A 24,520-nucleotide genomic window follows, 5' to 3' on the forward strand; every position below is an offset into this window, starting at 1 on the left:
GCTTGCGCATGCGCTTTCGCATGCGCTTTCGCGAATTGGTTCCGGCCGATGTGTAGCCCGCATGAGTTGACCCACCCCTCGGGTTGATCAACTCAGACTGATAAGTCTAGCCTGATGATATGGGTGAGAACCGGGAAACCGAGCAGGTGGCACGGTCACTGTTCCTGTGCATGGGCCTGCTGCGCCGGCGCCTTCGGCAGCGACCGGTCGCCGACGTTCTGACGTTCCCTCAGATGGCCGCTTTGAGTCGGCTGGACCGGTGCGGACCCGCCACCTCGGCGGATCTGGCCCGACAGGAGCAGATCAGTCCACAGTCGATGGGCACCACGATCGGAGAGCTCGAAGCCAGAGGGTTCATCACCCGTCAGCCCGACCCCACCGACGGAAGGCGAATTCTCTTGTCCATCAGCGCTTCCGGTAGTCGAGAAGTCAATCGTCGGCGCGACGCCCGCGTCGAGCAGCTCGCGGCCGGGTTGGCCGACTTCACGGCCCACGAACTGGCCCAGTTGGCCGCCGCCGCGCCGCTGATCGAGCGACTCGCGCAGCGCCCCTAGATGACTGTCGAAGAGCAATCCACCGAGGCCCGGGACAACTACCGCTGGGTCGCGCTGACCAACACCACCGCGGCGGTATTCATGTCCGCGCTGGACGGATCGATCGTCATCATCTCGCTGCCGGCGATCTTCCGCGGCATCCACCTGGATCCGCTGGCACCGGCCAACATCACGTTCCTGCTGTGGATGATCATGGGCTACCGCCTGGTCCAATCGGTACTCGTCGTGACCCTGGGCAGGATCGGCGACATGTACGGCCGGGTGCGGGTGTACAACCTGGGTTTCACCGTCTTCACCGTCGCCTCGATCCTGTTGTCGTTCGACCCCTTTGACGGGTCGGCCGCCGCGGAGTGGCTGATCGGCTGGCGCTTGCTGCAAGCCGTCGGCGGATCCATGCTGACGGCCAATTCGGCCGCCATCCTCACCGATGCGTTCCCCTCCGACCGGCGCGGCTTCGCACTCGGCTTCAACCAGGTGGCCGCACTGGCCGGCCAGTTCATCGGACTCATCGCGGGCGGACTGCTGGCGGCCTGGGATTGGCGGGCCGTCTTCTGGGTCAACGTGCCGGTCGGAGTTTTCGGCACCATCTGGGCCTATCGCCGGCTCCGCGACAACGGTGAACGGCACCGCGGGCGGATCGACTGGTGGGGGAACATCACCTTCGCCGTCGGATTGTCTGCAGTTCTGATCGCCATCACCTCCGGAATCCAACCGCACGGCGGGCATCCCACCGGTTGGCACAGCCCGTTCGTCCTGGGCACGCTGACCGCCGGGATACTGCTACTGATCGCGTTCGTCATCATCGAATCCCGGGTCGCCGAACCGATGATCAGGTTGAGCCTGTTCAGAATTCGGGCCTTCAGCGCAGGCAACATCGCCACGCTGGCCTCGGCGCTGGCACAAGGCGGCCTGCAGTTCATGCTCATCATCTGGCTGCAGGGCATCTGGCTGCCACTGCACGGCTACGACTACGCCGACACACCCCTGTGGGCGGGCATCTTCCTGCTCCCGCTGACGGCAGGCTTCTTGATCGCCGGTCCCGCCTCGGGTGCGCTGTCGGATCGGTTGGGCGCCCGCGGTATCGCATCATCGGGCATGGTGCTGTTCGGGCTGAGCTTCGTCGGTCTGCTGTTGTTGCCGATCGATTTTCCGTACTGGATGTTCGCCGCACTCATCGCGCTCAACGGCGTCGGCAGCGGGATGTTCGCCGCACCGAACACCTCGGCCATCATGGGCAGCGTTCCGGCCGCCGAGCGCGGCGTCGTGTCCGGCATGCGTGCGACATTCCTGAACAGCGGCACCGCGCTGTCTATCGGGGTGTTCTTCTCCCTGATGGTGGTCGGCCTGTCCGGCAGCCTGCCCGGCGCCTTGGCGACCGGACTGCAGGACCGTGGCATTCCCGGCGACGTGGCGCACCAAGTGGCGGCGCTGCCACCGGTGTCGACACTGTTCGCCGCGGTGCTGGGCGTCAATCCGCTCGAGCACCTGCTGACGCCGAGCGGCGTTCTCACCGCGCTGCCGGCGGCCGATCGTGATGCCATCACCGGCCGCGAATTCTTCCCGCAACTCATCAGCGCGCCATTCCACCAGGGGCTCACCGTGGTCTTCGGGGTCTCGATCGGTCTGGCGCTCGTAGCTGCCACCGCCTCATTGGCCCGGGGACGGATTCGGCAACCCACCAGACCTCGTTGATCGGCTCGATCGACATCCTTTTGTGCACAGACTGACAATTTTGGCAAAGATTTGATGCGCCGCATGAAGAACCGTGCCAAGATCGCCACTGGGGGCATCTGGTGCAACGACCAATGGGACGGCCGATCGGAGTTCGCGGATCAGAGACGCGAGAGCGAATAATCGCGGCTGCCCGTGAAGTCTTCGGTGAAGTCGGATACGAAGGCGCGACGACAGGCGAGATCGCACGCCGGGCGAGCGTCACGCGCCCGGCGTTGCGTTGCTACTTCCCGTCCAAGCGGGCTGTCTATGACGGGGTGCTGGCCGGGGCGAGTGCTGATATCGCTGCGGCGGTCGCGGCCGCCGCACGCGAAACGACACTGCTCGAGCGGCTCACCGCGTTCATGGCGATGATCGTCTCCGACCGGCGCCGCGCCACGTTCTTCGCCACCGTGGTCCTGGACTCCTACCGCCACCCCGACTTGAAGAATCGCCACTGCGCACCGCGCGAAGATGCCCTGGCATTCCTGACAGCGGCAGTGGGCGACGCTGTCGCGCGGGGTGAGCTGGCCGACGACACCGACACGGCTGCAGTGGTGGAAATGCTCTACGCGGTGATGGTCGGCGCCAGCCTGCACGGTGGGTTCGCCGACGCGGAGATCGAGCACACCGCCGCGGTCGAGAGGTTGCGCAGGCTGTTGTCCGGGGGATTCGGCGGCTGACGGCGGTGCGGCTTCCTCGTCGCGCGCCGACGTGTCGAACATCTGCGTTGCTGAAGTCGCATACGGGCGAATCACTTTTCATGCCAATCAGATTCATCGTCCTTGCGTCGTAGACGCCGACACCTTCGCTTACCGGACAGGAAATGACCGCGACGAGGCAGACCGGCTACGCTGCCGTCTCATGGGCACGCGCCAAATAGTCATCGCCATCGCAGCTGCCACCGGCGCGCTGGTGGTGGTCGGCGGCGCGACGCTCGCTGCGCTCCACCTGCAGGCCGACGAGACCCCCGGTTCACCCCATCCGAGCCCGCCGGCGACCACGGCCTCGCCGTCGCCGTCCAGTGGGCTCGCCCCCGGTGCCCTCGCCGAATACGACCAGCAGCTGGTGACCAGTTTGCGCTCCCACGGGCTCAGCATCGCCAACCCGTCCATGACGGCGCGCGATGCACATCTCATCTGTGCACGGCTGCAGCACGGGCAATCCGTGGCGGAGGTGAAGCGGGACTATACGCAGGTGTCACAAGGTGATTCAGCAGTCGCGGACCTGTTCGTCTCGACGGTGATGCAGATCTACCCCAGTTGTCCGTGATCACAGGCGCTCTTGCGCTGTTTGAAAGCCGGCCGAATCGGCTATTCGATCGCGGTCGAGCCGATTTCAGACGCTCCCGGACCGAGGGGACCCCTCATGCCAGACATTGCGATCCGGCAAGCCACCTTCGACGATCGATTGGGCGAGCTGCGGTTCACGCTGGAACAGGTCTGCAGACTCCTGGAAGCGTCGCTACTGGCGGTGGGCGATCTGAGTGATTCGGACACACTGCTGGTGATCGATGAGGTCCGCCGCGACAACGATCGGGTCCAGACCGGCTGCGCCGACGCCAAACGCGAGGCCCTCGCCTTGGCGTGGCACGTCCCCTCCGCTTCGTGCATTTCACCGCTCCTCACCGTGTACCGGGATGCCCGAGTGCTGGCCAAGATGGGTTGGCTCGTGGTCGAACTCGCCGAAGCGGGTGCCCCGATGGCGGAACCGTGCCGCGACGTTCTGCGCGCGGTGCAGTCGAAGATGCTCGCGGCCACGACCGACCTGTACGTCGTGATGACTGAAGGCGATCGCCGTCGAGCCAACGATGTCGGCTCCATGTCCACACTCGACGGATCTCAGCTCCACACCGGGCGCCGCACCTCGGCCGGCCGGAAGACTGCCCGGCGACTGGTGCGCACGGGCGAGCGCTGGACCAGCCATGCGATGTCGATCTCCCGCAGAGCCGCGGCGGCCGCCGCGTAGGCGGTCACTTCTGGGCCAGGGCCTCCACGATGGCCGCGCAGAACGCCGGGAGATCGTCGGGCGAACGACTGGAGATCAGGTTTCCATCGACCACGACCTCGCGGTCCACGACCGAAGCACCCGCGTTCTGAAGATCGATGCGAAGACTCGGGTAGGAGGTCAACGTCCGACCCTTGGCCACACCCGCGTCGATCAACGTCCACGGGGCATGACAGATCACGGCGACCGGCTTGCCCGATTCGACGAAGTCGTGCACGAAGGTCACCGCCTTGGCATCACTGCGCAGTTTGTCGGCATTGACTGTGCCACCGGGAATCACCAACGCATCGAATTCGGCGGGCGTTGCTTCGGCCACCAAACGCTCCACCGGCGTCTCCCCTGCCGGCTCCAAGTCGTGGTTGCGCATACCGACCGAACCATCTTGCAGTGAAAGGAGTTCGGTACTTGCTCCGGCGGCGCGCAACGCCTCCCGGGGTTCTTCCAGCTCACGACGCTCGACGCCGTCGGTGGCCAGTATCGCGACTTTCTTGCCCTCCAACGGCGCGATGCTCTCCTCCAGCGCCTGTTCGGCCTGCCCGGCGAAATCAGCCAACTCCGCGATCGACTCGTCGCCTTCCTCAGCGCGCATGGTGAACTCCCCACTGGATTGCGTTCGGATGAGATGGTTGGCTACCCGCGCCTTTCGGTTCCGAAACGCCACCAGGCCGAAAGACACGCGTCGTCCCGCGAGGCAACACGAATAACAGCAGTCACATTGTTAACATCGCGCGGTGTCCGACTCGTCGTGGATGACCAACAAGCCGCGCGTCAGCCCGGTATCCCGCCGTGACGCGCTGCGCTACGCGGCCGCCGCGACGGCCTTGACCGGACTGGGTGCGGCAGCGGCACGTGCCGGCGCGCCCACGGCGTCGGCCGCCGCGCCCACGCTGATCGACTTCGCCATGCGCCAGATTCCGGCTCGCGACATCCTGGCAGCGGGGCACGCCGGGGTGATCAACTACGTCTCGACGTCACGCCCGGGCTCGTCTATGGGTGCCAAGCCGATCACCCTGCCCTACGCGCAGTCCCTGACCGCCGCTGGGCTGGCGATCGTCAGCAACTACCAATACGGCAAGCCGGGCGGGACCGCACCGTCGGACTTCACCCGGGGCTACGCCGGCGGCGTCGCCGACGCCCGCACCGCATGGCAGCTCCACACCGCCGCCGGTGGCGGCCAGAGTGCACCCATCTTCTTCAGTGTGGACGACGATATCGACCGCGATACCTGGAACAATGTGGCACTGCAATGGTTTCGGGGGATCAATTCGGTACTCGGCGTGCAGCGCACCGGCATCTACGGCGGTATCAGGCCGTGCCAGTGGGCCACCACCGACGGTGTCATCGGACGGTCACGTTCGCCCGGCCGCGTATGGGCGTGGCAAACCCGGTCATGGTCGGGCGGTCAGATCTACCCCGCCGCCGTGCTCTACCAGCGCGTGGTGAGCACCGCGTCGAATCCAGGCCCGGTGGTCGGCGGGCTCGAAGTCGATGTCAGCGATGCCCTGGCCCAGGATGTGGGCCAGTGGAACCTGCATCCGTGACGGCTGCTGACCGTCGATAGCCCCGCTCGTCCCGCTTCCATCTTGTTCGTCTCGGCTTGACACACGCCAGCAGATGCGCAGACTGAGGAAGGCGACGACCTCAGCCTCAGCTCGAACGTCAGCAATCCGGAGGTAACGGCTTGCCATACTGGTCCACCACAGACCTCAGCGTGCAGGATCAGGCTGCCTACTGGGGTGATGTCGTGTGCGAGGCATTTACTCCGCTGTCCCCCAAACGCGGTCAGACACAACTCCACCGCAGCATGTTTACCGAAGGCCTCCCAGGCTGGGTGCGATCGTCCCCACTAGCCGAAACGAACTGCGCCGAGATCGCGTCGTGCACCCAGCTGTTGACTCACGGCCCACGCGAGGTACGCCGGTCCCCCACCGAGGCAGTGTTCGTCAACCTGCAACTCGACGGGACGTGTTACGGGGAGCAAGACGACCGCAGGTGCATCGTCCCCGCCGGCAGCATTGCCGTGTTCGATACAACGCGGCCATACCGACTCGAATTCACTGAGCCGATGGCCCAAAGGAGTTGGCGTGTGCTGTCGTTTCGCATCCCTCGCGATCGCTGGCAGGCCAGCGTCGGCGACCTCGAATTCACCTCCACCACCATCGACACGAACGGAGGACCCGGAAGCGTCGCCTCGGCCATGATGGCGTCGCTGTGGCAGAACCTGCAGACCCTGGACCAGGGCACGGCGACGAGGCTCGAGAGTTCATTCACCGACGTCCTTGCCGCCGTGACCGCCGTCCATAGCCGCGCCGCCCTGGAGTCCGAAAGCGGACAACGTGACGCCGCGCTGAGATTGTTGGTACGCAAGCACATTCGGACGATGATCCCGCGGGGAAGGGTCACGGCCGCCGACGCCGCTCGCGCGGTGTCGATCTCGGTCCGTTCATTGCACCGACTGTTCGAGGCAGAGTCGAGCAGCTTCGCCGCGTGCGTCCGTGAGGAGCGTTTGCGCGGTGTGATGCTTGATCTCGTCTCGTCGCCCAATTCGTTGCCGCTCTACGAGATCGCGGCCCGATGGGGCTTCTACGACAACTCGCATCTCACCCGGGCCTTTCAACGCCACCTCGGCTGCACACCGACCGAGTATCGTGCCGCCGGCGGGCGGGTTGGCCGACTTGGTCAAACCTCGGCGACCCATGTGCTCGACAACATCGGGTCGTAGTCCTCACGCCTCATCAGCGCGTGCAACTGGCGACGGCGCACTCCCATGTTTCCGCCGTCATACAGGGGAAAACAGAGCACGTCCTGCATGATCCCGGCGATCGGAGTCTCGTCGCCGTAGGAGTTCACTCCCACAACACGCATGGCGTCGTACACGACCTGCACCGCCAGTTCAGAGGTGAAGATCTTCACCATGTGTCCTATTTCCTCGTCGCCACCGCAGGTCCGGTCGTAGAGATGGCATCCCTTCCAGGTCAGGTAGCGGGCAGCTTCGATTCGGGTCTTGATGTCGACGAGCATGTACCCAGCATTCTGGTATTCGATGATCGGGACCGACCCGGAGCGCTTGTCGGCCTTGGCAAACGCGAGCGCGTAGTCAAACGCGGCTCGCATCCGGCCGACGCACGCGGCGCCGATGATCGATGATGTCCAGTTGAACGTCCTTCGCACGATCTCGATACCATCGCCCGGCTGTCCGATGAGGTGATCGGCAGGCACCCGCACATCGTTGAAGGTGATGCGTGGCGAGATGGTCGCGCGGTGACCGACTGTGTCGATGTACGACTCGATGACGACCCCGGGAGTGTCGCCCGGTACGACGATCACGGCCATCGATTCCGCAGGACTCAGACTCGGATCGGTACGGCAGAGCACGCTGATGAGGGCGGCGCCTTCCCCGTACCAGCCCGAGCCGTTCGTGGTGAAGTGCTTGCGGCCGTTGATCACCCAGTCGTCCCCGTCCCGCCGTGCGAACGTTTGCACACCGCCCAGCGGATCGTCGCTGTCGAAATTGGCGCCGCCGGCCACCTCGGTGAATGCCCACGCAGCCAGCAGCGCCTCGGTGCCCGCGAACCGGGGCAGGAACTTGATCTTCTGCTCGTCTGTGCCGAAGTGAATGATCGGCTGCAGGCCCAGGCCGGTTCCCAACAACGCGGTCGGCACGTTGATGTCGACCCGCGTCAGTTCCTCCGCTGCCAGTGCAAAGTCGAGGGACGACATCGCGGTACCGCCATATTGAACGGGTAGCAGCGCCTTGACGAAACCCGCATCGGCCATCTCTTGGTAGAACGGTCGGATCGCGGCAAACCTCGCCTCGGGTGTAGACATGCCCGCGATCGCCTTGTCGACGAGGCTGAGCCGTTCGGTGGCGAAGGTGCGCGCAGCCGACCGCAATGCGAGCTGGTCCTCACTCATGGTGAAGTCGATGGTCATGAACACTTCCTCCTGATACGCGGGAATCGCCGGGACCCCCTGTGAGTCCCGCAACAGGTAGTACGATGCGTCGATATTGTTGCGGAACAAGACGTTTCCCTTGTACGGACGTGCCGGGTTCGTTGTACCGGTGCGCCACTATCGCCGCGACCGACTCCGTCCGGGGTCTCAGGACTGGGACGCGAGACACCCCTCGGCGCGACCGCCTCACTCGCGTCGGTCGTTCCTTTGCAGCAGAGCCCGGCGCAGTTCCGGTGGCGGAGTCGATCGAGAGTTCCGACCGGGATGTCGGCCAGCCGATTAAGCTGGGATGAACGGTGGGCGCAGCGTTGACCCCTGGTTCAGGATTTGGTGGAGGAGATTTATGCGCTGGCGGCTGCCGAAATGGGCGATGACAAGCATGGCGATCGGCGGGGTAGCACTGCTCGTGAGCGGTTGCGAGGCGCAGGCGGAGGGTGCGCCTGCGACCGTGGGGGACACGCCGCCGGCGACGTTCGCTCCCCAAGCCCCGCCCGCCGAGCCGGCGGCGCCACTGGCCGGACTCGACGCCCGAGTCCGTCAAGCCACTGCTGACGCGGCAAAGTCTGGGGCCGATATCGAGGCAGTTGTGCTCGACCGCACCACCGGCCAGACCGTCTCCAACGGGGCCAACAGGCCCTTTCCGATCGCGTCCGTGGTGAAACTGTTCATCGCCGACGACCTGCTGTTGCAGGAATCCCAGGGCAAAACGACGCTATCGGCGTCCGACCGTCAGTTGCTCGACCTCATGCTGCGCTCGTCCGACGATGGCGCCGCCCAGACCTTCTGGGACCGTAGCGGCCGGAACGCCGTCATCGCGCGCATCAAGGCCCGGTACGGGTTGCCGGGCACCACAGCGCCGTACAACGGGCACTGGGACGTCACCCAAAGCACCGCAAACGATCTCGTCCACTACTACGCCATGCTGTTGGACGGCACCGGCGGGCTGCCACCCGAACAGGCCGGCGTCATCATCGGCGACCTCGCGCAATCCACACCGACGGGAAGTGACGGGTACCCGCAGCGGTTCGGCATCCCCGAGGGGCTCTATGCCGAACCGGTCGCGGTAAAACAGGGCTGGTTCTGCTGCTGGGACGGCGCCAACCAGTTGCACGTGTCCACCGGCGCAATCGGACCCGACCGTCGCTACGTGATGGCGATCAGCTCCCTGGATCCCGATGACGCCGCCGCCGCCCGCGAGACCATCACGCAGGCCGTCAAGACGATGTTCCCCGGCGGGAAGATCTGAGACACAGCCGGATTCAGAGCCGGCTCATTCATCCGTAGGCGGCGTCGAGGAAACGGCCTCGCACCTCAGGTGACGGGATCGGACAGGTGTCGTAGCGACCACCGACAAGGTAGCGTCGCGCGGCGAAAAGCTCATAGAGCCTGTCGCGTACCCGCGACGGAATCACGCGTCCAGCCAGCGCCAGTCGCCACCAGCCGCCGAGATACGCAGCGACCCGTAGCATCGCCGTCGAACGGATGTCCACCGCCTCGGTGGGCCGGCCGACGTTGCGGACGTACACCACCGAATCGATACCCACCAGTTCCGGATGGCGCGCCGTCACTTCGCGGGCGAAGTCACTGTCCAGGGCTGCGAACCGTAGGGTGCCGCGGCGATCGAATCGCAGGATGGTGCGTACCGCGCTGTTGCAGACGCCGCACACGCCGTCGTACAGCAGGACCGGTGCGTCGAGCGATGGCTGCGCTGCGTTCACCCGGACCTCCCCTCCAGAGAAGCCATACCGTCTCGTCGATCATCGCAAACATTGACCGGGACTTCTGCGGACTGTTCCCATGATCACTTCAGCGCCATGCCAGGGATGCGCGCTCGGATCGCTTCGAGGTCGGCCTCGTCGGACACGCCTTGGAAGTCGTTTCGCGGGGTGTACGGCGCTTGCAGCGCGCGGACCTCGTCGGCAGTGAGTTCGATGTCGAGAGAAGCGATCGCGTCGTCGACGTGCTTGGTCGAATTGGCACCCACCAGTGGTGCGGTCACCACCGGCTGGCGATGCAACCACGCGAGCGCAATTGTCGCGCGGGTGACGCCGCGTTCCTTCGCGATCCGGCCGACCGCCTCGATGATGGCCCGGTTGGCGTCCTCGTCGGACGGGGAGTACAGCGCATCGGCGAACGCACCGTCGGATTCCGATCGCGTGGTGGACTTCGCCTCATCCCAGCCGCGCGCCAGGCGCCCACGCGCCAGCGGGCTCCACACGATCGTCCCGACGCCCTCGTCCAGACACAGCGGGATCATCTCTCGTTCCTCTTCGCGGGCGAGCAGGTTGTAGTGGTCCTGCATGCTGACAAATCGGGCCCAGCCGTGGCGTGCCTGCAGGTGCAGTGCCTTGGCGAACTCCCACGCCGGCATCGACGATGCGCCCAGGTAACGGACCTTGCCGGCCTTCACAAGGTCATCGAGAGCTTGCAGCGTCTCCTCCAACGGGGTGGCGTGGTCGTTGCGGTGAATCTGATAGAGGTCGACGTAGTCGGTGCCCAACCGCCGCAGCGAGTGGTCGATCTCGGTCATGATCGCCTTGCGGGACAGCCCGCGACCGTTGGGGCCGGGGCGCATCGGGTGGCGCAACTTGGTCGCGATCACCACGTCGTCGCGGTTGGCGAAGTCCTTGAGCGCGCGCCCGAGGATCTCCTCGCTGGAACCGTTGGAGTACATGTTGGCGGTGTCGAAGAAGTTGATGCCCGCGTCGAGGGCGTACTTGATGAGAGGTCGCGCCTCGTCCTCGCCCAGTGACCACACCGGGTGGCCGCGGTCCGGTTCGCCGTAGGTCATGGCGCCGATCGCGATGGGAGACACGTCCAGGCCGGTGGTGCCGAGCTTGCGATATTGCATGGGATTCCCTTCAATGAGTACCGGAGACATCTCCACTTGAAGGTAACGGAGAGTTCTCCGCTTAGCAAGGAGGATGGCGTGGCCGACGTCCAGCGCGCGGACGCCCAGCGCAACAGGGCTCGCATCCTCGAGGTGGCGTTGCCGGCATTCACCGAGGACCCCCAGGTGTCGCTGAATGCGATCGCCAAACGCGCGGGCGTGGGCCCGGGCACGCTGTATCGGCACTTCCCCACCCGGGAGGCGCTCCTACTGGCGGTCTACCAGGAGGAGATCGAGGCCCTGGGCGCATCGGTCGAGCGGTTGCTCGACCAGAACCCGCCGCTGGACGCTTTCCGCGCCTGGGTACGCAGACTCGCCGAGCTGGTTCGGGTCAAGCACGGCCTCGGCGAGGCCTTGGAGAGTCCCGCCGCCAAGGCCGTCATCGACGCCACGTACGAGCCCGTCACCGGCGCGATTCGACGCCTCCTCGATGCCGCCACGACCACTGGCGACATCCGGGCAGACATCGATGCCGGGGACGTCCTACTGCTGCTCAGCGCGCTGTGGCGGGTGCCCCCTGGGTCGGCGGGACTGACCCAAGCCGACCGCATCCTGGACCTGATCGTGGACTCACTGGCGGTGTCCCCGCGCCGGCACTCAACAGGGTCGTGACGAGCGCGGCCGGTTCGCTCCCGGGTGCTTGGCCGTGCGTGTTCTGGGATAGTTCGGTTGTATGGCAACGCGTTCGGCCGCACCGAACCGCTGGGCGCTGCTCATCGTCGCCGCCACATGCATGCTCGTTGCGGCGTGCACCGACCCACCGACTGGCCCACGAGTCGAGTCAACCGGTCCGGCCAAGGACGGGGCGTGTGGGATGTCCGGCCCCACGCTGGCGGAGCTCGCTGAACGGCGCGGAAAGACGATCGGAACCGCCTACCGGTCTACGTTCGCCGAGACCGACCCCTGCTATGGCATCGTCGCTGCGACCGAGTTCAACTCTCTGACAACCGAAATCGGCACCATGATGAACACGATCGAACCGGCGCCCGGGGTGTTCGATTTCCGCGAAGCCGACGCCGTGGCCGACGTCGCCGCACGGCAGCACCGCGATTTTCAGATCCACGCCCTCATCTGGGACCCGCTCGACCAACCACAGTGGGCCATCGTGCCGCCGGCGATCCGCGCACTCCCGCCCCCGCAGCGTCATCAGCTCATGACCGACACCGTCACCGCGATTCTGCACCGCTATGCGGGAAGGGCGAGCACGGTGACGGTGGTCAACGAGGCGTTCGACCAGATGGGCCACCTGCAGCCCACCGCATGGTGGCAGACGACCCGGAGCGACCAGTACATCTTCGACGCGTTCCGCGCCGCCCGCCTCGCCGATCCACACGCCCAGCTGTTCTACAACGACCACAGTGCCGAAACCCACAGCGACAAGTCCAATGCCATCTACGACTTGGTCAAACGCCTGCACGACACCACGGTCGACGTCGATGTCGACGGCACCACCGAGTCACTGCCCCTGATCGACGGGATCGGGTTTCAGGCACACATGCTGGGCGGTGAAGGCCAACAGCCCTCGGTCCCCGACATGGCCGCCAATCTGCAACGCTTCGCCGACCTCGGGCTCAAGATCCGCTTCACTGAACTCGATGTCCGTATTCCCGTCGTCAACGGGACCGCCACCGCGGCCGACCTCGATCGGCAGCGAGACGTCTTCAGAGCGATGACCACACTGTGCCTTGATCAGCCGCAGTGCACGGGCATCACGCTCTGGGGATTCACCGACAAACGCTCCTGGATCACCGATTACCCCTATACCTTCTCCGGCTACGGCGCCGCCACCCCACTGACCACGAATTATCAAAGGAAGCCGGCTCGCGACGGAATAGCCGAAGCGCTCCAGGAGAGTTGACTGAGTCGCAGCCCTAGGGGGTGTCGTGTTTATGGTCCTCACGCTTGAACTCCTGAGGGGCCGACCGGTCTTCCCACATCGCGGGCCTGGGCCGGATGACCGGTGTGGTCCACCATTTGCGCAGCTTCTTGAGCAATTTCCACCCCCTCGCACGCCCCAGACCGAGAAGGCCGCGTTTGCTCGCGTGGCTGGCCCCCAAGGGGCCAATACGGTCATATTGTCGCACAGGCCGATCGTCCGGAACAGGCACCGCCCATCAGAATCGCGGGCTCACTCGACGATAGGGGCGCCTTAGGCTGGGGGTCTCATCGCTGTACAACGGGAAGGAGATTCGAGTTGCCGAGCTCTGACGAGTACGACTCGACCGCCATCGCCCGGGTGAATGCGCGAGCCTGGAATATCGAGGTTGCCAACCATCATTGGGCGACCGTGCCCCTGACCGACGACGAGTTCCGCGACGCGGCGCGCCACGGATTTCCGGTGTCGTTGACAGGATCTCGGCCGGTGCCCGCCGGGTGGTTCGGTGACCTCGCGGGCCGACGGGTACTGTGCATCGCCTGCGGTGGTGGACAACAGGCGGTGCTGCTCGCCGCGCGAGGCGCTGTCGTCACCTCATTGGAGAACTCCACCCAGCAACTGCAACGCGACCTCGACACCTGCGCCCGGTTCGGTCTGTCGGTGACCGCCGTCATCGGTTCCATGGACGATATGCATATGCTGCCAGCGTCGGCGTTCGACATGGTGGTGCTCGGCATGGGGTCGCAGTTCGTGGCTGACATTCGCCCGGTGTTCGCGCATGTGCGCCGCGTCCTCACCAGTGAGGGCGCCTTCATCGGGGCCTTCATCAACCCGGTCTGCTATGTGTTCGATTGGGCGGCTCAGCTGGCCGGCAGGCTCGAGGTGAGGCACCGGGTGCCGTACTCGGATCTGGCCTCGCTGACCGAGGAGGAACGGCTCACCCTCTTCGGACCCGACGCGCCACTGGAATTCGGGCACAGCCTCGAACAGATCATCGGCGGTCTGTCAGCGGAAGGCCTGCGCATCAACGGCTACCTTGAAGAGTTCAACGCGCGCGAACAGGTGGGTAAGTACTTTCCGAGCTATTTCGCGTTGCGCGCCGACTGAGTGGCCGGTGACGGCAGGCCTTGGCCCGCAAGCAGTGCGGTGACCTTGCTGCGCTTGGCGTCCAGGTCGCGCAGCTGGCCGTCGATATCGCGCAACGTCTCACGGATCACCGCAGCCACCTGCGGGCACATGTCCAGATCGTCACCGTTCATGCACGGCAGCACTTTTCGGATGGTGTCGGCACTGAACCCCGCATCGATCAGGCCCCTGATCCGTTTGACCGATTCGACGGCCGATTCGGGGTAGTCGCGGTATCCGTTCGAGTGCCGGTCGGACTGCAGCAGGTGCTGTTCCTCGTAGTAGCGCAGCGACCGGGGCGATACGTCGCAGCGTCGTGCCAGCTCGCCGATCCGCATGGTGCCTGCCTATGTGATGGTGGTCGCACGAAGTTGACCTTGACGTCAATGTGAAGGTTTAGCGTCCACTCTATGACGCATCCACACCTCGTCGCCGACCCCGACATCATCGCGACCGGAACCGGCGGGCCGCTCGTGCTCGCCCACGGTGCGGGAGGCAGCGTGGGCGCCAACTTCGGACAGGTGATCGAGGCCTTGTCGGCCACCCGCACGCTCGTCGGCCTGAACTATCCGGGCTCGGGCGCAACACCCGAGGCCCCAAATACATTGGACGTGAACGTTCTCGCCGATTCCTTGGTGCGGGCGGCTTTGGACGCCGGGTTCGACAAGTTCCCCATTCTCGGCTTGTCACTGGGGACGGCTGTTGCGGTGACGGCCGCGGTCCGTCACCCGGATCGGGTGACGGGACTGCTGCTCACCGTCGGATTCGCCCAGCCCGACCAACAGCTCCGGCTCGTCGTCGACACGTGGACCGCGCTGGCGGCACGTGATGATCGCCGGGCGCTGGCCGGCTATCTGGTGAGTCTGTCGTCCCCCGCGGTGCTCAGCGATTTCGACCGGCAAGCCGCCGATACGGCCATCGCGGCGACGCTGGAGAACTACCCGGCCGGCGGCGCGGACCAGGCGCGGTTGGCGGCCTCGGTCGACACCGTGGCCGCGTGCCGCCAAATCGCAATACCCACAGTCGTTTTCGTCGGCGGTCAGGACCGCATCGTGTTGCCGCAGACGACACGTCAGTTGGCCGAGGCGATACCGGGCGCGACGCTGATCGAGTATGCCGCGGCTGGGCACATCTTCACGCCTCCCGAGGCATCGGTCTGGATCGACGACATTCGCGAGTTCCTGCGCGATCACGAGTTGTGAGCGCCCGCCGCAGGTGACGCACCGCCCGCGCGTGAGCGCACCGACATTCCAGCACGGACGGGCGTACCCTCCCACCGTGAACGTCGACATGATCACCACCACCGTGGCGCTGGGCTGAGCCGTGAGCGCACACCTCGCTGTCCTGGCCACACTGGCGCTGGCCATCCTGTTCAGCCCCGAGACGCTGGTGTTGGGATTGATCGTCGCCAGCGACAAGAAGGTGCCCAGGCAGGCGTCATTCGCCTTCGCGGTCGGCGCCATCGCCGGTATCGCGTTCGCCACCGGTATCGGTATGGTGATCGCCCACCTGACCGGCGCCGGGAGCGCGTCCGCGCACCACAATTCGTGGCCGGGTTTCCTGGTCCGTGTCGTGATCGCCATCGCCCTGCTGGTGATCGGTATCTACCGGGCGGTCGCCGCGGCGCGGCACAAGCCGATCGCCGACGTGTCCGAACCCGACCACCAGCCCAGCCGGCTGCGGACCCGAGTCACCGAGCGCTTCCCGGCGCTGTCGCGCCAGCTGAATCCACAAGCCGACCTACCTGTGCGCCAACGGATCACGCGGGCAGCGATGGCGGGGTTCGCCGTCTGCGGACTACATCCCAAGGTGTTCCCGATCGCCATCGCCGCCGGGCATCAACTGCTGGAGATCAGCGACCGCTCCGAACGAACCCTCGGCATTGTGGTCTTCGCCGTGATCGCGGTGGTCCCCGCGCTGGCGCCGGCGGTGATCGAGTTGGTCAGCCCCGGTGCCTCTGGGCGCATCAAGGACCGCTACGAGCAGCTCATGAAGGTCCATGGGCGCTGGATCATCGCCGTCCTGCTGCTGGCCGCCGCGGCGTTCGTGGGCCACAACGCGTTCGAGCACCTGCCGAAGGGCTGATGGACGGACACCGCCCACACCCAGGGACGCCGCCCAGTGTCCGGGTACAACGCGGGCGTTCGAGCCCGCGAATGGTTTCCACGACGGCCAGCGGTGGAACCTCTGCGTGCCACGTCGCTCTCCACAATCCCGATGCGGGCTGCGTTCAAGGGGACGCTGAGCCTGCCGGTAGCCGCGCTCGATAAAACTCTCATGTCGGGCGCGCTTCAAGAGGTTCGCGCTCGGCAAGAGAGCTCTCACTCACGAGTAGTTCGCAAACACGACATCGTCTGCGGTCCTATGCGCGCGCTTCGCGGCGGCCTGAAATTGACATCGTACCGCCTGACTCACCACGAGTCGCTACGCCAGGTACCGTGTGAGCCCACTTCACCCCCGAAATAGCTTCTGATGCCGTTCAGCGACTTTCGCGAGGAGCTCCCGCAACCGGGTAGCCTGCTCGATCAGCACTCGCAGGAATTCGGGGTCATGGCAGTGATTGTCGATTGCGGCGACGGCGGTGTCGCGTACGGCGCCTTTCACCGAGCTGATCACGCCGACCTTGAGTCGCGGGTGCGTTCGGACCTCTGCCGGCACGGCCGCTTGCACGGCTGTAGAACGTGCTTACTCTTAGGCACCTCACCCGCTCACTGCCCGATTGATCACCCTCAACCCCGAAGGCTACTCGCGGGCCTGACCGAACCCCCGGCCGGAACCAGTCTGGCGGGCCGAGACGATCGCCAATAGCTATCACCAGCCGACCGTCATGGATTCGCGAGAAGCAGTGATGACGCAATCGTGGCCAACGCTTTCACTGCGGATGCGGCGTCACGCTGATACTGCGCTTGCACGATGGCACCATCGATTGCCGCACCGAGCGCTTGCGCCGTTCTGGCTCGGTTCGCACCCGGGGGAAGTGTCGCTTTGATGGCCGAGACCATGTCTGCTTTGTGTCGCGTGGTGATGGCGTGGACCTCGGGCAGTTCGGCGCCGATCTCGTTGACGCTGTTGATGAACGCGCAGCCGCGGAACGAGTCTGCCGTCAACCATTCCTCGATCGCGGATACCACTGCGGGCCGGCGGCGATTGCCAGCGGCGTAGCGATCGAGTGCGTCGACAAACCAGTCCATCCAGCGCCGGTGTCGCAAGTCCAAGAACGCCAATATCAGCGCGTCTTTACTTGGAAAGTGACGATAGAAAGTCACCTTGGTGACACCGGCTTCGGCTATCACCTTGTCGATGCCGGTGGCTCGAATTCCCTCGCGGTAGAAGAGCCGGTACGCGGTGGCCAGTATCCGTTCCCGAGCCGGGAGGGCCGGGACGTCGATCTGCGGATCGAGAACCTGGGCAATGCTCACCCCCTCATCGTAGACAACTCTGTCCACATGGGCGACGTCTTGATGTAGACAGCTCTGTCGACAGGCGCTACCGTAGCGTTTATGTAGACAGGTCCGTCTACACGGATCGATGTCTCGATCCACTTTCCAAGATAAGGACAACGACGATGACCGTGACTTCCGTAATCGATGTCAAAACTCCAGTTCCGCCGTTCACCGATGAGTCGGCTGTGCTGAAGGTCCGGCTGGCTGAAGACGCTTGGAATAGCCGCGACCCGCAGCGGGTAGCGCAGGGCTATTCAATCGACAGCGTCTGGCGCAACCGTTCGGTGTTCGTGACGGGCCGTGCGCAGATCGTCGAATTCTTGAGTGGCAAGTGGGACCGCGAACACGAGTACCGCCTCATCAAGGAGCTGTGGGCGCACAGCGACAACCGCATTGCGGTCCGCTTCGCGTACGAATACCACGACGATTCGGGTCAGTGGTTCCGTGCCTACGGCAACGAGAACTGGCTATACGACGAGAACGGGCTGATGACACACCGCCACGCCAGTATCAACGATGTGCCGATCGAGGAAGGAGAGCGCAAGTTCTTCTGGGATCGGAATGCGCCACGGCCAGTAGATCATACGAGTTTATCCGACCTCGGTCTGTGACTCTGTCGTCTCGTTCCCTCGGCCAACACGCCGGCGCCTGAAAGGACAAGCACTTAGAACGCTCGATACGCGTCTTCGGGTGAACCGGTAGTCAGAGCTGTCCGTTATGACAAGACCGGTTTCCACCGGCGCGCTTGGCCTGGTACATCGCGTCGTCGGCGGCCCGGATCAGTTCATCGATGAGCCCCAGGTTGGGAGTGGCCGCGTCACCGTCAATCGGCGCGCTGGCAGTACCGACACTCGCGGTCACCGATACCGGAAGGTTGGCGATGGCTTGGCGCAACCGCTCCGCGTGGACCTCCGGTTCCGGCTGGCGCACGACATCGGCGACCAGGAACTCTTCTCCCCCGGCTCGGCCGATCACGGCCGAGCGCCGGCAGCTCTTCTCCAGCGCTTCACTCACCCCGATCAACGCGGCGTCGCCGGCGGCGTGCCCTTGAGTGTCGTTGAGGTGCTTGAAGTTATCGAGGTCGATCATCGTAATGATCAAATGGGCACCGCTGCCGTGGTGACGCATCATGAGTTCGTAGACCGAGTAATGAAACGACCGCCGGTTGTGCAAACCGGTCAGCGGGTCACGGCCGGAGCTTCGCAGGTCGACGCGCAAGGTGCGGACCAACGACTCGATGCCGAACGGCAGACTGACGTTGAGCGCCGCCACGACCGCGAGCGCAGCGGCTGTCAGGTAGGCGTCGCCGGTCTTGGCGACGACACGACCGGCCAGGACTGCGGCGCAGAGCGCGGCCACCCCGCAGTTGAGATTGACCTCCCGCAGGGTGTGGAAGTAGGCGACGAATCCCCCGACCACCGAGAACGTCGCGCAGCCCACCAACCCCACGTAAGGGTTCGAGTACGACAAGCAGGCCGCGGCGATCGTCGCCGACGAGGTCAACGAGAACGCCATCGACTGCCGCCGCGTTGGCCAGTGCGAGAGGAAAGGCAGCGCGGCGGCCACAGCTGACCCGGCCGCCACAAAGCAGATGACGGTCGTCAGCCGGTTGCCAGGCCCCTGGGGGCTGAACCCCATCAGCGCCGTCGAAGCCGCCAGCAACACGGTGGCGATGACGATCGTCACCCGCCACAGCCGCTGCAGACCGCGGTCGTAGAGGTAGGCGCTGATCCAGTCGTACTGGTCGGCATGACGCCCCGGCACACGGCCCCACCGCGCCATCGCCACTCCCAAAATCCGACCGCGAACTGCCCCCAATAGTTGCCACCTCAATCTTGCCAGCGCCGCCCGGCGCCCGGCGCAGGGGCCGGTTTGCCGCGTGCAACTCCCCTGGCGAGATTCGTCATGATGTGCCGACCCTTGTGGGGCTCTCGAAGCGTAGGGGATCGGGCTCGTCCGGCCCGACTGCCTGACCGCTCCAAGTGGCCCGACTACTGGGGAAACACCACCAGGGTGGACACTATGACGTGGCCCTTTCTGCAACAGTGTTCAAAGTCGAACTCGGCGTCTCCGATGTCGATCACGGTTACTACGCCGATCACACACTGACCGTGGCCCGTCATCCCAGTGAGACCGATGAGCGGATGGTGGTGCGGTTGTTGGCGTTTGGGCTGCGTGCACACCGGCTCAGCGACGTCGACGGCGAGTTGGCGTTCGGGGCGGGCCTGTCCACCCCCGGCGTGCCGGACTTGCGGCTCGCGGACTACACGGGCCGGATCCTGGAGTGGATCAACGTTGGTCAGCCAGATGAACGCGCCTTGAGCAAGGCGGCCAGCCAGGCCGACCAGGTGCTGCTGTTCCCGTTCGCCGCCGGCGTGGCCACCTGGTGGCGCACCGTGGGGCCCAAAGTGGCCGGGATTCCGAACCTGTCGGTGGTGCAGATACCGCACGCCCCGGTGCAGCAACTGGCCCAGACTGTCGATCGACGGGTCTCGGCGCAGGTGATGGTGATGGAAGGTCAGGTGACGATGACCGTGGGCGGTGTCGACGTCACCTTCACGCCCGAGCCATTGGAGTGAACGTCTGTGCCCCGGGGGCTCGTCGATACCGCGAGGACGCCCTATGCGGATCCGGTCGCTACTGACGCCGTCGATCGCCCCATCGTCGTGGCATGGGCTTCGAGCAACTCAGGGTAGTCGGCGGGCGCTGGCCACTGGCTCCGTGCGTACACCTTCGCCCATGACGATGCTTGTCGCGACCCGCAACCACGATCGAAGCAGGCTTGACCGTTCAATCGCCTTCCACCCGGCTGACGTCGGCATCGACATCACCACGGTCGAGATGCGGATGCAGGAATTGGGGTGCGGTGGGCAGGCACAGGTGCAGATCCGACCGCATGCTGATCTCGACGCGGGCGAGGGTCACCATGAAGTCCAGCACGTGCCCGCCGCGCGTGTAGTCACGGTCGAGGTACGGCGTCATTCCTCGGCGACATCGCGCGCCGGTTGCCGTGCCCCGGTGAACCGTTCGGCCAGAAGTTGCACGCGTTCGGCGACGTGGTCGTCACGCAGTCGACCGGTGACGCCGAGGGTTACCGTGCCATGCAGGCACGCCCAGAAGACTTCGGTGAGGGTGTCGACGTCCTGCCCGTCGGCGACGCGACCGACCGCCCGATGCAGCGTCGCGAACGCCGCCGTCAGTTGCGGTGGCGTGTCGTCGGCGCCAAAGTGCAGGGCCGTCGCGCGAGTGAACATCGCCTCGTAGAGCGCGGGGTTGTCGCGAGCGAAATCCAGGTAGGCGTAGGCGATCCGGACCAGGACAGCCTCGGCGGCGACTTCAGCGTCCGCGGCGGCGGCGAGGACCTCGGAGAGTTCGGCAAAACCGTCGAGGGCCACAGCGTCGGCGATCTGTTCCATGCCGGCGAAGTGCTTGTAGAGCACAGGCTGGCTGTATTCGATTTCGGCGGCCAGCCGGCGGGTGGTCACCGCATCCCAGCCCTCGGCCTCGGCCAGTGTGCGCGCAGTACTGACGATGAGTTGGCGCCGGGCGGACTGCTCGCGCTCACGGCGATCCTTCGTGGCCATGCCAAATGCTATCACCGCTAGCAGGAATAGCAGCGCTAATGCTACGGTTGAGCCAAGGGTTAGCATTGCTAGCACTTTTTCCGCGAAGGAGTGAGAAATGGATGTGGACCTGCTCATTCATGCCGCTGCGCTGGTCACAGTGCTGGGCACAGGTGTGGTGTATGGCACCGACGTGTTCTGCGCGATGGTGATGCGCCCGGCGCTGGCTCAGGTCGACGACGACGCGCTGGTCGCGGTGATGGGCTACGTGCACCGCGACGGTGACCGGCGGATGCCGGTGCCCGGCGTGCTCGGCATCGTTGCCGCCGCAGTGGGCGCGGTCGCGGCGGCGACGAGTGCGCACTGGGTCCAGGCCGCCGCTGCGGGCACAGCTCTGGCGGCGTTGCTGATGTGGCTACTGCTCTACACCCGACTCAGCGCACCTATCAACCGGCAGCTGACGGCGGCCGCCGAAACCGGCGAAATGTTGCCCAATGGGCGTGCGCTGCAGGTGAAATGGGACTCGTTGATCGCCGCGCGTGCAGCCCTGCAGGGTATAGCCGTCGCCGCCTCGTGCGTGGTCCTACTCGCCTGATCACCACCCCGTCACAGGCACCACCTATCCCCTCGTCCCCACGAAGGAGCCCTTCACCATGTTTCAGCTGAGGATCTACCGCCTGCGATCTCCAGAGGCTCTTCGGCGCTACGCAGACGTGCACTGGGCCCGGCACCTGGCCACCTTCGCCGTGTTCGGCGTCACCACCTACGGGGTGTGGACCGACCACACCGACAACGCGAACCGCCTGGTCGCCTTGATCGGCTACCAACCGGCCGCGGATCCCGACGAGATCACCCGCCGCGTCATGGCCAGTCCGGAATTCGCCGCCGACATGGCCGGTTTCGACGTCACCGACATCCTCGAGGTCCAGACCACACTGCTCGACCCCACAGCCTTCTCCCCCATCCACTGACCGAACCCCAGGAGCAATGAACATGTTCATCACCACCGTCGGATACATCCTCGCCGGTATCCTCGCCGCTGCCATCATTTTCATCGGCGCACGCTTTCTCATCGCGCCACGCACCGCCGCCGCGGGCTACGGCGTGCTGCCCGATCTCGGCCAACCCGGCGTCCGTGCCTACCTGAGCGTCAAAGGCATCCGCGACATCACCACCGGATTGTTCGTCATCATCCTGATGCTCGCCCACGCAACCCATCTCGTCGGCTGGGTCATGCTGGCCGCGACCCTCATCCCAATCGTCGATGCCGCCATCGTGCTGCGCAACGGCGGAGCGAAGTCCATCGCCTACGGGGTGCACGGCGGCACCGCGGCGGTCATGCTCATCACCACCGCGCTACTGCTCGCCTCTTGAGCCGTATCACGCCCTTCGCCACCCATGGGCACAGGAGGACCGAGATGAGAACCGATCTGTTCTCTCCCCCCCAGCGCCGAGAAAGTCGTCGCCGCCGCTGAGTCGGTGACCCGGCTTCCTCCCTTGGTCACAATTTCGCGTCTGGCTCAACGGTTTTGATGAACGGACTCACCGTGCGGTGCTGTCGCGCCCCGTCGTTTCTGCTGCGGCTAGGCGGGCGTACTCAGAGGGCGAGCATCCCGCCACCCGTGCGAACGCGGTGGTGAACGCGGTCGCAGACTGGTAGCCGACCACCTGAGCCACGCGCGCGACGGCTGGCCGCTCGGTCCTCAGCAGGTCTTTGGCCAAAGCCACTCGCCATTCCAGGAGGTACTGCATGGGTGTCAATCCCACTGTCCTGGTGAATTTTTGAGCGAAGACTGCGCGCGATACCGCGGCCACGCCAGCGAGGTGCTCGACGGTCCAGCCCCGTGCGACGTCGGCGTGCATTGCACGCAGCGCTGGGGCAAGCACCGGGTCCGCCAGACCCGCGATCAATCCCTTGCCGCGGCTACCAAGCGCCGGCGCCGCGGGAACCCGTGTGGCTTCGATGACCAGCACCTCGACGAGGCGTTTCAGGATGACGTCCCGACTGGGTCCGTCGGTATCGGCTTCCTCGGCGATCAATTCGACCAGCCGGGTCAACCTGGCCGCGCCCGGTTGCCCGGCCCTTACGAGGATGACCGGTGGAAGTAATGCGACCAGCAGGGCCGCGCTGGCCGGATCGAAGCGGAAGTACCCGCCGAGCATGCGCATCGTGATCGGCTCAGATTTGTCGCCATGATAGGTCTCCCCCGAGTGGTCGAGCGGTGTGAAGATCGGGGTGGCGTCCGGGCGGCTGCGCATGGTGAACTCCGGTGTCTGCGGGAAGAGCAGGAAGTCACCGCGGCGAAGTTCGATGTCGTCGAGGCCCTCGGGCTCCAGCAGGCACGACCCGTCGAGCACCAAACAGAACGCCGGGTCGCCGTAACGAGGCTTTTGGACGCCCCACTGGCCACCACCTGTGATGATCTTGGCCAGGACCGCCTCGGGACGTAGCAGCGACATCAGCTCCTCCATCGGTTCCGTGTCGCCCATGCCGCAGACGCTAGCGTGGACTCCATTCCACTGCCGACATGCCCATCCTGACGAGTCAGGTCAGGTCGACTGGGCCAGCGCCACGGCATCGGGTCCCGCGGGAAACCTCAGCTGGTCCGATGTGTCGGTGGCGGCCTTGAACACCACGTCCGCGACGTCGCCGGGGGTGGTCACCTCGCCGGGCTGACCAAACGCTTCCATGATGGGTGCCACGAACGGAACGTAGTCCTCGGGGGTTTGGCTCATGCGGCCGGAGCCGTTGCTGGTGAACGCCGTCGACGGTCCGTAACCCGGTTCGACGAGCTTGACCCGCACCCCGAAGAAGCCCAGCTCCAGGGCCAGTGACCCGGAGAACCCCTCGATTGCGGACTTGCTGGCTGTGTATACCGCGGCCAGCGGCATCGCGGCGAGCGTAGTGCTTGAGGTGACGTTGACGATCACGCCGGAACGGCGTGACCGCATCTGCGGGACGACGGCCTGGGTTACAGCCATGGCACCGAAGGTGTTCGTGTCGAACAACTCTCGTGTGGTGTCCATCGGGGTGGCCTCGAACACGCCGATACCGCCGATGCCTGCGTTGTTGACCAGCACGTCGATCGGCCCGGCGGTCTGGACCGCGTTTGCGATGCTGTCGCGGCTGGTGACGTCGAGCGCAACTATCTTCAGCCGATCCGAACTCGGCAGCACGTCCTGACGTGGTGTCCGCATGGTGGCGACAACGTTCCACCCCTCGTCGAGGAACTTTCGTGCAGTAGCGAGGCCGTAGCCGGAAGAGCAGCCGGTGATGAGTACTGATGTCATGGCTAAAAGCTAATGAGCGCGGGCGGTCCCGAACAACACCGTCCCGTCTTGAATAGCTTCGCGATCGTCTTTGGCGGTCCAGCCGCTATGCGACTGGGGTTGGTGGG

The 24,520-nt window shown here is 65.3% G+C and carries 30 protein-coding genes; 18 read left to right on the top strand and 12 right to left on the bottom strand.

Annotated elements, in window-relative coordinates; genetic code table 11:
* The first annotated feature begins 119 nt into the window (after positions 1–119).
* From H7J86_RS14395 to H7J86_RS14415, 5 genes are all read left to right on the top strand, one after another.
* Entirely contained in the window at positions 120–554 is a 435-nt protein-coding gene (locus H7J86_RS14395; protein WP_267291718.1) for a MarR family winged helix-turn-helix transcriptional regulator, read from the top strand.
* Positions 555–2,246, top strand: a complete 1,692-nt coding sequence (locus H7J86_RS14400) for an MFS transporter (RefSeq protein ID WP_267291720.1) — start codon at positions 555–557, stop codon at positions 2,244–2,246.
* Positions 2,247–2,359: 113 nt separating this feature from the next.
* Entirely contained in the window at positions 2,360–2,947 is a 588-nt protein-coding gene (locus tag H7J86_RS14405) for a TetR/AcrR family transcriptional regulator (protein WP_267291722.1), read from the top strand.
* Positions 2,948–3,128: 181 nt separating this feature from the next.
* On the top strand, positions 3,129–3,536 hold the full coding sequence (locus H7J86_RS14410) for a DUF732 domain-containing protein (RefSeq protein WP_267291724.1): 408 nt from the start codon (positions 3,129–3,131) through the stop codon (positions 3,534–3,536).
* Between the two features lie 96 nt (positions 3,537–3,632).
* Complete coding sequence (locus tag H7J86_RS14415; RefSeq protein WP_267291726.1) at positions 3,633–4,232, top strand: hypothetical protein; 600 nt, start codon at positions 3,633–3,635, stop codon at positions 4,230–4,232.
* 4 nt (positions 4,233–4,236) lie between these two features.
* Here the strand turns inward: H7J86_RS14415 and H7J86_RS14420 are convergent, their stop codons facing one another.
* The gene (locus tag H7J86_RS14420) at positions 4,237–4,770 is read right to left on the bottom strand and encodes a type 1 glutamine amidotransferase domain-containing protein (protein ID WP_267292948.1); all 534 of its coding nucleotides are present in this window, start codon (positions 4,768–4,770) and stop codon (positions 4,237–4,239) included.
* Positions 4,771–5,020: 250 nt separating this feature from the next.
* On the opposite strand from H7J86_RS14420, the gene H7J86_RS14425 reads away from it, so the two are divergent.
* Together H7J86_RS14425 and H7J86_RS14430 are read left to right on the top strand one after the other, a co-directional pair.
* Positions 5,021–5,812 (top strand): DUF1906 domain-containing protein, encoded by a 792-nt coding sequence (locus H7J86_RS14425; protein ID WP_267292950.1) that lies wholly within the window; start codon positions 5,021–5,023, stop codon positions 5,810–5,812.
* A 263-nt stretch (positions 5,813–6,075) separates the two neighbouring features.
* Positions 6,076–6,993 carry a helix-turn-helix domain-containing protein gene (locus H7J86_RS14430; RefSeq protein WP_267292952.1) on the top strand — a complete coding sequence of 306 codons (918 nt, stop codon included), beginning with the start codon at positions 6,076–6,078 and terminating at the stop codon, positions 6,991–6,993.
* On the opposite strand, the gene H7J86_RS14435 is transcribed toward H7J86_RS14430, so the two are convergent.
* Positions 6,951–8,294, bottom strand: a complete 1,344-nt coding sequence (locus H7J86_RS14435; RefSeq protein WP_267291728.1) for an acyl-CoA dehydrogenase family protein — start codon at positions 8,292–8,294, stop codon at positions 6,951–6,953. The two genes, H7J86_RS14430 and H7J86_RS14435, sit on opposite strands and share 43 nt — an antisense overlap.
* A 274-nt stretch (positions 8,295–8,568) precedes the next feature.
* On the opposite strand from H7J86_RS14435, the gene H7J86_RS14440 reads away from it, so the two are divergent.
* Positions 8,569–9,471 (top strand): serine hydrolase, encoded by a 903-nt coding sequence (locus H7J86_RS14440; protein ID WP_267291730.1) that lies wholly within the window; start codon positions 8,569–8,571, stop codon positions 9,469–9,471.
* A gap of 28 nt (positions 9,472–9,499) precedes the next feature.
* On the opposite strand, the gene H7J86_RS14445 is transcribed toward H7J86_RS14440, so the two are convergent.
* Both H7J86_RS14445 and H7J86_RS14450 read right to left on the bottom strand, forming a co-directional pair.
* Complete coding sequence (locus tag H7J86_RS14445; RefSeq protein WP_267291732.1) at positions 9,500–9,943, bottom strand: thiol-disulfide oxidoreductase DCC family protein; 444 nt, start codon at positions 9,941–9,943, stop codon at positions 9,500–9,502.
* 83 nt (positions 9,944–10,026) lie between these two features.
* Positions 10,027–11,076 carry an aldo/keto reductase gene (locus tag H7J86_RS14450; RefSeq protein WP_267291734.1) on the bottom strand — a complete coding sequence of 350 codons (1,050 nt, stop codon included), beginning with the start codon at positions 11,074–11,076 and terminating at the stop codon, positions 10,027–10,029.
* Between the two features lie 78 nt (positions 11,077–11,154).
* Between H7J86_RS14450 and H7J86_RS14455 the strand changes: the two genes are divergently transcribed.
* The 3 genes from H7J86_RS14455 (at position 11,155) to H7J86_RS14465 (ending at position 14,098) form a co-directional block, all read left to right on the top strand.
* Positions 11,155–11,727: a TetR/AcrR family transcriptional regulator gene (locus tag H7J86_RS14455; protein ID WP_267291736.1), complete on the top strand. Its 573-nt coding sequence runs from the start codon at positions 11,155–11,157 to the stop codon at positions 11,725–11,727.
* 61 nt (positions 11,728–11,788) lie between these two features.
* The gene (locus H7J86_RS14460) at positions 11,789–12,973 is read left to right on the top strand and encodes an endo-1,4-beta-xylanase (RefSeq protein ID WP_267291738.1); all 1,185 of its coding nucleotides are present in this window, start codon (positions 11,789–11,791) and stop codon (positions 12,971–12,973) included.
* A gap of 336 nt (positions 12,974–13,309) precedes the next feature.
* Positions 13,310–14,098 carry a class I SAM-dependent methyltransferase gene (locus tag H7J86_RS14465; protein WP_267291740.1) on the top strand — a complete coding sequence of 263 codons (789 nt, stop codon included), beginning with the start codon at positions 13,310–13,312 and terminating at the stop codon, positions 14,096–14,098.
* Here the strand turns inward: H7J86_RS14465 and H7J86_RS14470 are convergent.
* Entirely contained in the window at positions 14,074–14,454 is a 381-nt protein-coding gene (locus H7J86_RS14470) for a MerR family transcriptional regulator (RefSeq protein WP_267291742.1), read from the bottom strand. The two genes, H7J86_RS14465 and H7J86_RS14470, sit on opposite strands and share 25 nt — an antisense overlap.
* Positions 14,455–14,526: 72 nt before the next feature.
* On the opposite strand from H7J86_RS14470, the gene H7J86_RS14475 reads away from it, so the two are divergent.
* Together H7J86_RS14475 and H7J86_RS14480 are read left to right on the top strand one after the other, a co-directional pair.
* Positions 14,527–15,318: an alpha/beta fold hydrolase gene (locus tag H7J86_RS14475; protein ID WP_267291744.1), complete on the top strand. Its 792-nt coding sequence runs from the start codon at positions 14,527–14,529 to the stop codon at positions 15,316–15,318.
* A 121-nt stretch (positions 15,319–15,439) separates the two neighbouring features.
* On the top strand, positions 15,440–16,201 hold the full coding sequence (locus H7J86_RS14480; RefSeq protein ID WP_267291745.1) for a GAP family protein: 762 nt from the start codon (positions 15,440–15,442) through the stop codon (positions 16,199–16,201).
* A 366-nt stretch (positions 16,202–16,567) separates the two neighbouring features.
* On the opposite strand, the gene H7J86_RS14485 is transcribed toward H7J86_RS14480, so the two are convergent.
* Together H7J86_RS14485 and H7J86_RS14490 are read right to left on the bottom strand one after the other, a co-directional pair.
* Positions 16,568–16,786 carry a hypothetical protein gene (locus tag H7J86_RS14485; protein ID WP_267291747.1) on the bottom strand — a complete coding sequence of 73 codons (219 nt, stop codon included), beginning with the start codon at positions 16,784–16,786 and terminating at the stop codon, positions 16,568–16,570.
* Positions 16,787–16,941: 155 nt separating this feature from the next.
* The gene (locus H7J86_RS14490; RefSeq protein WP_267291749.1) at positions 16,942–17,535 is read right to left on the bottom strand and encodes a TetR/AcrR family transcriptional regulator; all 594 of its coding nucleotides are present in this window, start codon (positions 17,533–17,535) and stop codon (positions 16,942–16,944) included.
* A gap of 146 nt (positions 17,536–17,681) precedes the next feature.
* Between H7J86_RS14490 and H7J86_RS14495 the strand changes: the two genes are divergently transcribed.
* Positions 17,682–18,170, top strand: a complete 489-nt coding sequence (locus tag H7J86_RS14495; protein WP_267291751.1) for a nuclear transport factor 2 family protein — start codon at positions 17,682–17,684, stop codon at positions 18,168–18,170.
* 91 nt (positions 18,171–18,261) lie between these two features.
* Here the strand turns inward: H7J86_RS14495 and H7J86_RS14500 are convergent, their stop codons facing one another.
* On the bottom strand, positions 18,262–19,341 hold the full coding sequence (locus H7J86_RS14500; RefSeq protein WP_267291753.1) for a GGDEF domain-containing protein: 1,080 nt from the start codon (positions 19,339–19,341) through the stop codon (positions 18,262–18,264).
* Positions 19,342–19,586: 245 nt separating this feature from the next.
* Here H7J86_RS14500 and H7J86_RS14505 point away from each other — a divergent pair, with 245 nt between their 5' ends.
* Positions 19,587–20,138 carry a YaeQ family protein gene (locus H7J86_RS14505; protein WP_090359436.1) on the top strand — a complete coding sequence of 184 codons (552 nt, stop codon included), beginning with the start codon at positions 19,587–19,589 and terminating at the stop codon, positions 20,136–20,138.
* A gap of 211 nt (positions 20,139–20,349) precedes the next feature.
* On the opposite strand, the gene H7J86_RS14510 is transcribed toward H7J86_RS14505, so the two are convergent.
* Together H7J86_RS14510 and H7J86_RS14515 are read right to left on the bottom strand one after the other, a co-directional pair.
* A complete protein-coding gene (locus H7J86_RS14510; protein WP_090359437.1) occupies positions 20,350–20,541 on the bottom strand; it encodes an acetolactate decarboxylase in 192 nt (63 codons plus the stop codon).
* The gene (locus H7J86_RS14515) at positions 20,538–21,143 is read right to left on the bottom strand and encodes a TetR/AcrR family transcriptional regulator (protein ID WP_090359439.1); all 606 of its coding nucleotides are present in this window, start codon (positions 21,141–21,143) and stop codon (positions 20,538–20,540) included. Before H7J86_RS14515 ends, H7J86_RS14510 begins: the two co-directional genes overlap by 4 nt.
* Positions 21,144–21,240: 97 nt before the next feature.
* Here H7J86_RS14515 and H7J86_RS14520 point away from each other — a divergent pair, with 97 nt between their 5' ends.
* The 3 genes from H7J86_RS14520 to H7J86_RS14530 are packed head-to-tail and all read left to right on the top strand — an operon-like array spanning position 21,241 to position 22,496.
* Complete coding sequence (locus H7J86_RS14520; RefSeq protein WP_267291755.1) at positions 21,241–21,717, top strand: DUF1772 domain-containing protein; 477 nt, start codon at positions 21,241–21,243, stop codon at positions 21,715–21,717.
* 58 nt (positions 21,718–21,775) lie between these two features.
* On the top strand, positions 21,776–22,093 hold the full coding sequence (locus H7J86_RS14525) for an NIPSNAP family protein (RefSeq protein ID WP_187097565.1): 318 nt from the start codon (positions 21,776–21,778) through the stop codon (positions 22,091–22,093).
* Between the two features lie 22 nt (positions 22,094–22,115).
* Positions 22,116–22,496: a DUF4267 domain-containing protein gene (locus H7J86_RS14530; protein WP_090359700.1), complete on the top strand. Its 381-nt coding sequence runs from the start codon at positions 22,116–22,118 to the stop codon at positions 22,494–22,496.
* A gap of 168 nt (positions 22,497–22,664) precedes the next feature.
* Here the strand turns inward: H7J86_RS14530 and H7J86_RS14535 are convergent, their stop codons facing one another.
* Together H7J86_RS14535 and H7J86_RS14540 are read right to left on the bottom strand one after the other, a co-directional pair.
* A complete protein-coding gene (locus tag H7J86_RS14535) occupies positions 22,665–23,612 on the bottom strand; it encodes an AraC family transcriptional regulator (protein ID WP_235632928.1) in 948 nt (315 codons plus the stop codon).
* Positions 23,613–23,672: 60 nt separating this feature from the next.
* Positions 23,673–24,413, bottom strand: a complete 741-nt coding sequence (locus H7J86_RS14540; RefSeq protein ID WP_187097564.1) for an SDR family oxidoreductase — start codon at positions 24,411–24,413, stop codon at positions 23,673–23,675.
* Positions 24,414–24,520 lie beyond the last annotated feature (107 nt).

Origin of the sequence: Mycobacterium hackensackense (assembly GCF_025822555.1) — a bacterium.
GTDB classification, from domain to species: Bacteria; Actinomycetota; Actinomycetes; order Mycobacteriales; family Mycobacteriaceae; genus Mycobacterium; species Mycobacterium fluoranthenivorans.

Bases quoted from the DNA above. Each gene is read 5' to 3' on its own strand.
- H7J86_RS14530 (WP_090359700.1), top strand. From the start codon at position 22,116: ATGTTCATCACCACCGTCGGATACATCCTCGCCGGTATCCTCGCCGCT.
- H7J86_RS14525 (WP_187097565.1), top strand. From the start codon at position 21,776: ATGTTTCAGCTGAGGATCTACCGCCTGCGATCTCCAGAGGCTCTTCGG.
- H7J86_RS14425 (WP_267292950.1), top strand. From the start codon at position 5,021: ATGACCAACAAGCCGCGCGTCAGCCCGGTATCCCGCCGTGACGCGCTG.
- H7J86_RS14495 (WP_267291751.1), top strand. From the start codon at position 17,682: ATGACCGTGACTTCCGTAATCGATGTCAAAACTCCAGTTCCGCCGTTC.
- H7J86_RS14400 (WP_267291720.1), top strand. From the start codon at position 555: ATGACTGTCGAAGAGCAATCCACCGAGGCCCGGGACAACTACCGCTGG.
- H7J86_RS14475 (WP_267291744.1), top strand. From the start codon at position 14,527: ATGACGCATCCACACCTCGTCGCCGACCCCGACATCATCGCGACCGGA.
- H7J86_RS14405 (WP_267291722.1), top strand. From the start codon at position 2,360: ATGGGACGGCCGATCGGAGTTCGCGGATCAGAGACGCGAGAGCGAATA.
- H7J86_RS14515 (WP_090359439.1), bottom strand. From the start codon at position 21,143: ATGGCCACGAAGGATCGCCGTGAGCGCGAGCAGTCCGCCCGGCGCCAA.
- H7J86_RS14520 (WP_267291755.1), top strand. From the start codon at position 21,241: ATGGATGTGGACCTGCTCATTCATGCCGCTGCGCTGGTCACAGTGCTG.
- H7J86_RS14440 (WP_267291730.1), top strand. From the start codon at position 8,569: ATGCGCTGGCGGCTGCCGAAATGGGCGATGACAAGCATGGCGATCGGC.
- H7J86_RS14470 (WP_267291742.1), bottom strand. From the start codon at position 14,454: ATGCGGATCGGCGAGCTGGCACGACGCTGCGACGTATCGCCCCGGTCG.
- H7J86_RS14535 (WP_235632928.1), bottom strand. From the start codon at position 23,612: ATGGGCGACACGGAACCGATGGAGGAGCTGATGTCGCTGCTACGTCCC.
- H7J86_RS14450 (WP_267291734.1), bottom strand. From the start codon at position 11,076: ATGCAATATCGCAAGCTCGGCACCACCGGCCTGGACGTGTCTCCCATC.
- H7J86_RS14430 (WP_267292952.1), top strand. From the start codon at position 6,076: ATGTTTACCGAAGGCCTCCCAGGCTGGGTGCGATCGTCCCCACTAGCC.
- H7J86_RS14410 (WP_267291724.1), top strand. From the start codon at position 3,129: ATGGGCACGCGCCAAATAGTCATCGCCATCGCAGCTGCCACCGGCGCG.
- H7J86_RS14460 (WP_267291738.1), top strand. From the start codon at position 11,789: ATGGCAACGCGTTCGGCCGCACCGAACCGCTGGGCGCTGCTCATCGTC.
- H7J86_RS14510 (WP_090359437.1), bottom strand. From the start codon at position 20,541: ATGACGCCGTACCTCGACCGTGACTACACGCGCGGCGGGCACGTGCTG.
- H7J86_RS14540 (WP_187097564.1), bottom strand. From the start codon at position 24,413: ATGACATCAGTACTCATCACCGGCTGCTCTTCCGGCTACGGCCTCGCT.
- H7J86_RS14500 (WP_267291753.1), bottom strand. From the start codon at position 19,341: ATGGCGCGGTGGGGCCGTGTGCCGGGGCGTCATGCCGACCAGTACGAC.
- H7J86_RS14415 (WP_267291726.1), top strand. From the start codon at position 3,633: ATGCCAGACATTGCGATCCGGCAAGCCACCTTCGACGATCGATTGGGC.
- H7J86_RS14395 (WP_267291718.1), top strand. From the start codon at position 120: ATGGGTGAGAACCGGGAAACCGAGCAGGTGGCACGGTCACTGTTCCTG.